The sequence below is a fragment of the Pseudomonas putida genome (assembly GCF_028682175.1).
Classification (GTDB): Bacteria; Pseudomonadota; Gammaproteobacteria; order Pseudomonadales; family Pseudomonadaceae; genus Aquipseudomonas; species Aquipseudomonas putida_AD.
In genome coordinates this window covers 1-8715 of sequence record NZ_JANHKS010000091.1, presented here as the reverse complement: position 1 = coordinate 8715, position 8715 = coordinate 1, and the positions used below count along the sequence as shown (strand labels likewise).

The following is an 8715-nucleotide window of genomic DNA, read 5'->3' as shown; positions in this document are numbered from 1 at the left end:
ACGGGGTGGTGGCGACGCTTACTCCACCACTGCGGTACGCAATTTCTCGCTGCGTCCGCGCAGCCATTCCAGCACCAGCAACAGCACCACCGAAAAACCCACCAGCAAGGTGGCTGCCGCGGCGATGGTGGGGCTCAGGTTTTCGCGGATGCCGCTGAACATCTGCCGAGGCAGGGTCGCCTGCTCGGGGCCTGCGAGGAACAGGGTCACTACCACTTCGTCGAACGAGGTGGCAAAGGCGAACAGCGCACCGGAAATCACCCCCGGCGCAATCAGCGGCAGCGTCACGCGGCGGAAGGTGGTCACCGGTGAAGCGCCAAGGCTCGCCGCCGCACGCACCAGGTTGTAGTTGAACCCCTGCAGCGTGGCCGACACGGTGATGATCACGAACGGCACACCCAGCACTGCGTGCACCAGGATCAGCGAGGTGTAGCTGTTGCCCAGGCCCAGTGGAGCGAAGAACAGGTAGCTGGCCACACCTATGATGACCACCGGCACCACCATCGGCGAGATCACCAGCGCCATCACCAACGCCTTGCCGGGGAAGTTGCTGCGCGTCAGGCCAATCGCTGCAAGCGTGCCGAAGCCCATGGCCAGCACAGTGGCGGCCGGGGCGACGATCAGGCTGTTCTTCAGCGAGCGCATCCACTCGGCCGAGTTGAAGAAATCCTGATACCAGTGCAGCGAGAAGCCCTGCAGCGGATAGACCAGGAAGCTGCCGGAGTTGAACGACAGCGGCACGATCACCAGCACCGGCAGCACCAGGAACAACAGAATCAGCCCGCACAGAATGCGCAGCGTGTAGTGCCAGAGGCGCTCGACGGGCGAGGAATAAGGACTCAGCATGTTTCTCTCCTCAGCTCAGGCGCAGGCGGCTGGCGCCGACCAGCCAGCTATAGATCAGGTAAAGCACCACGGTCGCCAGCAACAGCAGGCCGCCCAAGGCCGTCGCCATGCCCCAGTTGATGCTGGTGTTGGTGTAGAACGCCACGAAGTAACTGACCATCTGATCGTTCGGGCTGCCCAGCAGCGCCGGGGTGATGTAGTAGCCGATGGCAAGGATGAACACCAGCAGGCAGCCCGCGCCGATCCCGGCGTAGGTCTGCGGGAAGTACACCCGCCAGAAGCTGGCGAAGGGGTTGCAGCCCAGGGAAATCGCGGCACGCATGTAAGTCGGCGAGATGCCTTTCATCACGCTGTAGATCGGCAGGATCATGAACGGCAGCATGATGTGGACCATCGAGATGTACACGCCGACCCGGTTGAATACCAGTTCCAGCGGCTTGTCGATAATGCCCATCGCCATCAGCGCGCCGTTGATCAGGCCACCCGATTGCAGCAATACGATCCACGCGGCGACCCGCACCAGGATCGAGGTCCAGAACGGCAACAGCACGAGAATCATCAACAGGTTGCTCTGCCGTGCAGGCAGGTTCGCCAGGAGGTACGCCAGTGGGTAGGCCAGCAGCAGGCAGATCACGGTGATGACCAGACCCATCCAGAAAGTACGGGCGAAGACGTCGATGTAGATCGCCTGGTCCGGGGTCGCGGGCGCCACTTCACCGAGGTCATCGATGCGGTGGTCGACAGCGGCCAGCAGGTAATAGGGGGTGAAGCTTGAGGTGTTGCGACGCACAGCCTGCCAGTACGCGGGATCGCCCCAACGTTCGTCGATGGCTTCCATGGCGTCTTTATAGGAAGCAGGTTCTTCCTTGAAAGGCAGCGCGCGGGCAGTTTTCGCAAGCAAGCTGCGGTAGCCGGCCAGCTCCTGGTTCAGGCGCTTGGACAGATCGCCCAGGGTCTGGTTTTTGCGGGCATCGGCCAGGTCCTGGCTTGCGGCTTTGTACACCGCTTCAGGGGGCAGGCCCTTGCCGTCCCACTTGGACACTTCGACCACCGTGAGCGGCATGCCGCCAACCACTTCAGGGTTGCTCACGCTTTTGTAGAGCAGCGCCGCAATCGGCACCAGAAATACCAGCAGCAGGAAAATCGCCAATGGCGCGATCAACGCCTGAGCCTTCCAGCGGTTGACGCGCTCGGCACGGGCCAGGCGTTGCTTCAAGGTCGGGCTGGCGCCTTCAGTCAGGGGCACGGCGGTGGCCATAGCGAACTCCGAAATCTTTCAATAATGGTCGACACAAGCGCGACCCTATCTGACGTACAACAAACATCACTCAAACGCTGATCGTCCGTAGCAGTCCGGCTCGCCGGCGACAGGGCCCTCACGACCGCTGTCGCCGGCAAGCGGAGCGCCGCCCGGCCGGACTGCTACGGCTTGTTCTATTACTTGGCAGCCCAGGAGTTGAAACGCTGCTCCAGGTTTTCGCCATTGTCGGTCCAGAAGCTCACGCTCAACTGCACCTGATCCTTGATGTTCTCAGGGGTGGTCGGCATGTTTTTCTGGTTGTCGGCGGTCAGCAGGCTGACAGCCTGGGAGTTGGCCGGGCCGTAGGCGATGTTCTCGGAGTAGGTCTTCTGCTGTTCAGGCTTGAGGGTGTAGGCCAGGAATTTCTTGGCTTCCTCGACGTTCTTCGCGCCCTTCGGAATCGCCCAGGAGTCGAAGTCGTAGACGCCGCCGGTCCAGACGATTTTCAGGTTGCTTTCTTTCTGCACGGCGGCGATACGGCCGTTGTAGGCCGAGCTCATCACCACGTCACCCGATTGCAGGAATTGCGGCGGCTGGGCACCGGCTTCCCACCACTGGATGTTCGGCTTGAGTTCGTCGAGTTTCTTGAAGGCGCGGTCCTGGCCGTCTTTGCTGGCGAGCACCTTGTAGACGTCTTTCGGCGCGACGCCGTCAGCCATCAGAGCGAATTCCAGTGTGTACTTGGCGCCTTTGCGCAGGCCACGTTTGCCCGGGAATTTCTTGGTGTCCCAGAAATCGACCCAGCTGGTCGGTGCGGTTTTCAGTTTGTCGGCGTTGTAGGCCAGCACGGTGGACCACACGAAGAAGCCCACGCCGCAGGTCTGGATGGCGCCCGGCACGTAGTCTTCTTTCTTGCCCAGGATGGCCGGATCGATCTCTTCGAACATGTCTTCGTCGCAGCCGCGAGCCAGTTCCGGGGATTCGACTTCCACCAGATCGTAGGTCACGCTCTTGGTGTCGACCATGGCTTTGACCTTGGCCATCTCACCGTTGTATTCGCCGGCAATGATCTTGCCGCTGCCTGTCTTTTCCCATGGGGCGTAGAAGGCTTTTTCCTGCGCTGCCTTGTTCGCACCACCGAAGGAAATGACAGTCAGATCGGCGGCCATGGCTTGCGCCGCGCACATCATGCCGACCGATAAGGCGGTGAGCTTCAATGTCTTGAGCATTTGTTTTTCTCTCCACGAACGATTTGTATAAGCGTTGGGGGCGATTGGCTCGCCTCTGGGTGCTTCTTTTGCGACTACAGCGTTTGAATCAATGCGCTTCCTGCAAAGGGTCCAGCGCGCGGGCGTGCTCGACCTGCCATCCAATGGGCACAACGTCGCCAACGCTCAACGCCGGGTCCAGCTCGGCGATGGGTTGCTTGACGAAGAAATCGGTTTTGCCAGCCACTTCCAGGCGCACCCGCACGTGGTCGCCCAGGTAGATGAACTCGGCCACGCGACCGGAGAAACGGTTCACGCAACTCTCGCTGCGGCCGTTGAGGTTCACTCGCTCAGGGCGAATCGACAGGGTGACCGGGCTGCCCGGCGCACCGACGTTCACCGCCAGCGCCTCGACTTTTTCGCCACGGGTCAGGGCCACCTGGCAGCGGTCGCCGGTCTGGCTGAGCAAGGTGCCGTTGATGCGGTTGTTCTCGCCGATGAAGTTGGCGACGAAGGTGTTCTTTGGCTCTTCGTACAGGGTGCGCGGCGGGGCGATCTGCTGGATTTCGCCCTGGTGGAAGACGGCCACGCGGTCCGACATGGTCAGGGCTTCGCCCTGGTCGTGGGTCACGTAGACGACGGTGACGCCCAGGCGCTGGTGTAGGTGCTTGATCTCCATCTGCATGTGTTCACGCAGTTGTTTGTCCAGCGCGCCGAGGGGTTCGTCCATCAGCACCAGTTGCGGCTCGAACACCAGCGCGCGGGCCAGGGCCACACGTTGCTGCTGGCCACCGGACATCTGCGCGGGATAACGATGGGAAAGCGCGCCGAGCTGCACCATATCCAGCGCCTTCTTCACTTTCTCGGCGACGTCGGTCTTGCTCATGCCACGCACCGACAGCGGGAACGCCAGGTTCTCGGCGACCGTCATGTGCGGGAACAGCGCGTAGTTCTGGAACACCATGCCGATGTCGCGCTTGTGCGGTGGCACGTTGTTGATCGAACGGCCGGCCAGCAGGATCTCGCCCGCGGTCGGGGTTTCGAAACCTGCGAGCATCATCAGGCTTGTGGTCTTGCCGGAACCCGAAGGCCCGAGCAGGGTGAGGAATTCGCCTTTGCGAATGTCCAGGTTGAGGTCTTTGACGATCAGAACTTCGCCGTCGTAGCTCTTCTGCACACCACGAAAGCTGACCAGAACATCACTCGCCCCAGCGCTAGAATCGACGTTGCTCATTACCCACACCCTTGTTTAATCAAACGTGGGAACAAGCCTAGATCAGCCTGAAAACCGCGCAAATCGGGGGGTAGGAGAGATTCGCCTAGGCGCGGTGGAAGACCTGGGGTAGGGATTGCCCTACACGGATGGCGGGGATAGGTATGTGGTCTGGGCGATTTTTTTTGCCTGTAAGGACGCTATCGCGAGCAAGCTCACTCCTACAGGGGATCGCAGTAACCTGTAGGAGTGAGCTTGCTCGCGATAGCGGTTTACGAAGCGCCACAAGAAGTCGTTTTTAGGTACGCGATCAGACCAGCTTGTGCTCCATCGCGTACTTCACCAATTCAGCCAGCGACGTGATATTGAGCTTCTGCATCAACCGCGCCTTGTGGGTGCTGATGGTCTTGCTGCTCAGCGCCAGCTGCTGGGCGATGTCGTTGACGTTGGCACCCTGGGCGAGGCGTTCGAACACCGAAAACTCACGCTCGGACAACAACGAGTGCAGAGGCCGGCTGTCGGTCAGGCCCACCTCGAACACCATGCGGTCGGCCAGATCAGGGTCGATGTAGCGCCCGCCCGACGCCACCCGTCGGATCGCCGTCAGCAGCAGCGCGGGGTCGCTGTCTTTGGTGGCGTAGCCGGCGGCACCGATCTTCAAAGCGCGCGCGGCCATCTGCGCCTCATCGTGCATCGACAGCACCAGAATCGCTGGCGGATTGTTCAGCGCGCGAATCCGGGGAATCGCTTCGAGACCGTTGACGCCGGGCATGGAGATATCCAGCAACACCACTTCGCATTCGATATGGCGCAGGGCCTCCAGAAGCTGTTCGCCATTCGCGGCCTCCCCCGCCACCTGAAGATCCTTGGCCAGGCCGATCAACTGCTTGATGCCCTCACGGACGATGGTGTGATCTTCGGCGACCAATACACGAATCACTGCACTTGCTCCTGCGCGACCTGTTCCAGCGGAATCTGGATACGCAAGGTTGTGCCTTCTCCCAGCGTGCTGTCCAGATGCAATCGTCCGCCCATGATCAGCACCCGCTCGCGCATGCCCACCAGACCAAACGACGCCGGGCGGTCCGCCGCCTGATCGAAGCCCTTGCCATCGTCCGCCACGCTCATGCACAGCACGCCCGCCTTGAGGCTCAGGTTCAGCTCGACCGAATGCGCCTCGGCATGCCGCATGACGTTGGTCAGCGCCTCCTGAAGAATGCGAAACAGGCCGATGGCCGTCGCATCGGCAAGCCTTGGCAGGTTGTCCGGCACCTGCACCAGACACGGAATCTGCGTGCGCGCCTCGAAGCGCCGGGCCTGCCACTCGATGGCGGACGCGATGCCCGCGTCCAGGATCGGCGGACGCAACGCCGTGGCCACGTCCCGCACCAGTTGGAACAGTTGGGCGATCAGGCGCTTCATGCTGTTGAGCCGCTCGCGCAATCCGGGATCAAGATCCGCGTAGGCCAGTTCGCACATGGAGGTTTCCAGCTTGAGCACGGTCAACATCTGACCCAGCTCGTCGTGAACTTCCCGGGCGATGCGGGCCTTTTCCTCTTCCCGTACCGTTTCCAGGTGGGCCGACAACTCGCGCAACTGCTCGGCCAGCACCTGCAAGCGCGCCTCGCTTTCCTGCAATGCCGCCAGGGAACGGCGGCGCTCGGTGACGTCGGTGATGAACACCACCAGGTATTCAGCGGAGCGAAAGCGCAGGAAACTCAGGGAGACGTCAGCCGGGAGAATGCTGCCATCGGCGCGTACACAATTGCTTTCGAAGTTCTGCGGCGCGTCGTCGCTGGCCCGGGCGTTCTTCCACAGGTTGAGCCAGCGATCCATGTTCAGGCCCGGCTCGAAGTCGATCAGCGGCCGGTCCACCACCCCGCCGCGCCCGTAGCCCAGCATGCTTTCGGCCGCCTGATTGGCGTAGCGCACGTGGCTGTCCCAGTTGACCCAGAGAATGCCCACGGTGCTCTGGTCGATGGAGAACTGCGCCAGACGCAGCGCCTCCTCGCCGGCCAGCCGCCTGGTGATGTCTTCGCGGGCGGCCAGCAACTCACGTTCGAGGGTCTGCTGCTGTTTGCGCTGCCAGTAGACAATCGCCGCGCTGGCCAGGAACAGCACCAGGAACAGCAGCGCGAGGTTTTTCCACAGCCCCGGCGACTCGCTGACCCGCGCGTACTTGGGCTGCAGCCACTGGGCATGCAATTGATCCAGATCCTTGGGAGCAATCGCGTTCAGCGCCTGGCTGATGATGTCGGCCAGTTCCGGCGCATTGCGTCGCGAGGCCACGCGCAGCAACTGCGGGAAGCCGATATCCCCCACCACCGCCAGGTCGGCGAACTCGTTTTCCCGGGACAGGCGGCTGAGCTGGGCCTCATCGACCACGGCGTAGCGTGCCTGCTGGCTGAGCAGCAGTTGCAGGGCCTGGCGATCCAGTGGCACGCCTTGCAGATTCAGATGGGTGTAGTTGGAACGCAGGTAGTCAGCAGTCGCGCTGGGCATGCGCACGGCGATGCGCACCTGCTCGCCGAGCTTTTCAAGATCCACGGCGCCCGCACCGTCCCGCTCGCCCACGATCAGCTGCGGCACGCGCATGTAAGGGTCGGAAAACAGCCACATGCGCAGGCCGGCCGGGGTCTGGGTCAGGCCAGGGGCGAAATCGATCTGTCCCTCGGCGAGGGCTTTCTCAAGCTCGGCCTGATCGGAGAAGTTGCGCCACAGCAGTTCGACCTGCAGGGTCCTGGCCATCAGGTTGACCAGATCCACGTTGGCCCCCGACAACACCTGCGCCCTGCGGTCGAACTGGGCATAGGGCGCCTGCAACACCAGGCCGACGCGCAGTTGTCCATGCTGGTTGAGCCAGTCACGCTGGGCGGCATTGAGCGGATCCGGCGGCGCGGGCGCCACGCCAGCCTGCGCCAGGCAGGACATGGCAATCAGCAGCACGCCCATCAAGAGCGCTCCCGGACAGCCGATAACCCGAAGGCACAGCACGCGGATTCTCAATCTGTCATCCCCACTTCCCTGAATCCTCGATCAATCATCTGGTGTGCATGGCGCCTGAAAGCGGGCGGCGCTACCCGGCCTGACAAACCGTCATCAACCCTTTAGGCTGCCAGAATTGTTTCTGGCCTTTGGAATATTCGATGTCCTACACCATTCGCGCAATGTTTCCCGCGATTTGCCTGACACTGATCTTACCTTGCTCGCAGATGACACTGGCGGCAGATACAGCCCCGGCCAGCGGCGCGAAGCCTGAAGAAAAGGCGCCGGAACGTGCCGTGCTGCCATCACGCAGCCAGGAGGACTCACTGGCGCTGGAGCGGCGGATTCCTCAGATCGAACAGCAGCAGTTGCAGGCCGGCGATGAAAGTTTTCTGGCGTTGTGGAAGCCTGCCAACGTCGACGAGCCCAAGGGCGCGGTGGTGATCGTTCCTGGCGCGGGAGAGTCGGCGGACTGGCCCAACGCGGTCGGCCCACTGCGCAACAAACTGCCGGACGTGGGCTGGGCCAGCTTGAGCCTGACCCTTCCGGATGCTTACGAAGACGGCGTTTTCGCCCGGGCCGCCGAAGCGCCTGCCACCGACGACAAGGCCGCCGCTGACAAGGACAAGGCCAAAGCGCCGGACCCTGCGGCCAGCGCAGAAGCCGATGCTGCTGCGGCCGCCGCACAGGCTGCAGCCCAGGTGGAGCGGGACAAGACAACTGCCGAGAAGATCTTCGCCCGCATCGACAGCGCCGTGACCTTCGCTCAACAGAACAAGGCCCATAGCGTGGTGCTGCTGGGACACGGAACGGGGGCCTATTGGGCAGCACGCTACATGAGCGAGCGACCTGCGCCGGCGGTGCAGAAACTGGTCATGGTGACGGCAGTGCAGACCAATCAGCAGACGCCAACGCTGCTGCAATTGCTGCCCACCCTTAAAGTGCCGACGGCGGACTTCGTCAACCGCGAACTGGCCGTGCCTCGGCAACAAGCCAAGGATCGCCTGGACGTGAGCAAACGCATCAAGAACGCCCGTTTCACCCAGGTCGCGCTCAACGCCATCCCCGGCAATACCGCAGGCGAGCAGGACCAGTTGTTCCGCCGGGTTCGCGGGTGGCTGGAGAGCGAGTAAGCGCCTCGCCGGCAAGCCGGACTGCTACGGGGAGTGGGGTCGCTCACAAATCACCTTCACAACCCAATCCCGTAGCAGCACGGCTTGCCG

At 62.4% G+C, this 8715-nt stretch carries 7 protein-coding genes; 1 reads left to right on the top strand and 6 read right to left on the bottom strand.

All coding sequences use genetic code 11. The annotated features are described in order from the left end of the window. Window positions 1-18 precede the first annotated feature (18 nt). The 6 genes from NPS29_RS28335 to NPS29_RS28310 form a co-directional block, all read right to left on the bottom strand. The gene (locus NPS29_RS28335) at window positions 19-846 is read right to left on the bottom strand and encodes an ABC transporter permease (protein WP_274136785.1); all 828 of its coding nucleotides are present in this window, start codon (window positions 844-846) and stop codon (window positions 19-21) included. A gap of 10 nt (window positions 847-856) precedes the next feature. Further along, window positions 857-2104 (bottom strand): ABC transporter permease, encoded by a 1248-nt coding sequence (locus tag NPS29_RS28330; RefSeq protein ID WP_274136784.1) that lies wholly within the window; start codon window positions 2102-2104, stop codon window positions 857-859. A 179-nt stretch (window positions 2105-2283) separates the two neighbouring features. Further along, window positions 2284-3315 carry a polyamine ABC transporter substrate-binding protein gene (locus NPS29_RS28325; protein ID WP_274136783.1) on the bottom strand — a complete coding sequence of 344 codons (1032 nt, stop codon included), beginning with the start codon at window positions 3313-3315 and terminating at the stop codon, window positions 2284-2286. Window positions 3316-3403: 88 nt separating this feature from the next. Next, on the bottom strand, window positions 3404-4528 hold the full coding sequence (locus NPS29_RS28320; RefSeq protein ID WP_274136782.1) for an ABC transporter ATP-binding protein: 1125 nt from the start codon (window positions 4526-4528) through the stop codon (window positions 3404-3406). Window positions 4529-4817: 289 nt separating this feature from the next. Further along, on the bottom strand, window positions 4818-5447 hold the full coding sequence (locus tag NPS29_RS28315) for a response regulator (RefSeq protein ID WP_274136780.1): 630 nt from the start codon (window positions 5445-5447) through the stop codon (window positions 4818-4820). Next, window positions 5444-7459: a PAS domain-containing sensor histidine kinase gene (locus NPS29_RS28310; RefSeq protein WP_425312562.1), complete on the bottom strand. Its 2016-nt coding sequence runs from the start codon at window positions 7457-7459 to the stop codon at window positions 5444-5446. Before NPS29_RS28310 ends, NPS29_RS28315 begins: the two co-directional genes overlap by 4 nt. Before the next feature lie 194 nt (window positions 7460-7653). On the opposite strand from NPS29_RS28310, the gene NPS29_RS28305 reads away from it, so the two are divergent. Continuing rightward, the gene (locus tag NPS29_RS28305) at window positions 7654-8625 is read left to right on the top strand and encodes an alpha/beta hydrolase family protein (protein WP_274136779.1); all 972 of its coding nucleotides are present in this window, start codon (window positions 7654-7656) and stop codon (window positions 8623-8625) included. Window positions 8626-8715: the final 90 nt, after the last annotated feature.

Bases quoted from the DNA above. Each gene is read 5' to 3' on its own strand.
- NPS29_RS28335 (WP_274136785.1), bottom strand. From the start codon at position 846: ATGCTGAGTCCTTATTCCTCGCCCGTCGAGCGCCTCTGGCACTACACG.
- NPS29_RS28330 (WP_274136784.1), bottom strand. From the start codon at position 2,104: ATGGCCACCGCCGTGCCCCTGACTGAAGGCGCCAGCCCGACCTTGAAG.
- NPS29_RS28325 (WP_274136783.1), bottom strand. From the start codon at position 3,315: ATGCTCAAGACATTGAAGCTCACCGCCTTATCGGTCGGCATGATGTGC.
- NPS29_RS28320 (WP_274136782.1), bottom strand. From the start codon at position 4,528: ATGAGCAACGTCGATTCTAGCGCTGGGGCGAGTGATGTTCTGGTCAGC.
- NPS29_RS28310 (WP_425312562.1), bottom strand. From the start codon at position 7,459: ATGGGCGTGCTGCTGATTGCCATGTCCTGCCTGGCGCAGGCTGGCGTG.
- NPS29_RS28305 (WP_274136779.1), top strand. From the start codon at position 7,654: ATGTCCTACACCATTCGCGCAATGTTTCCCGCGATTTGCCTGACACTG.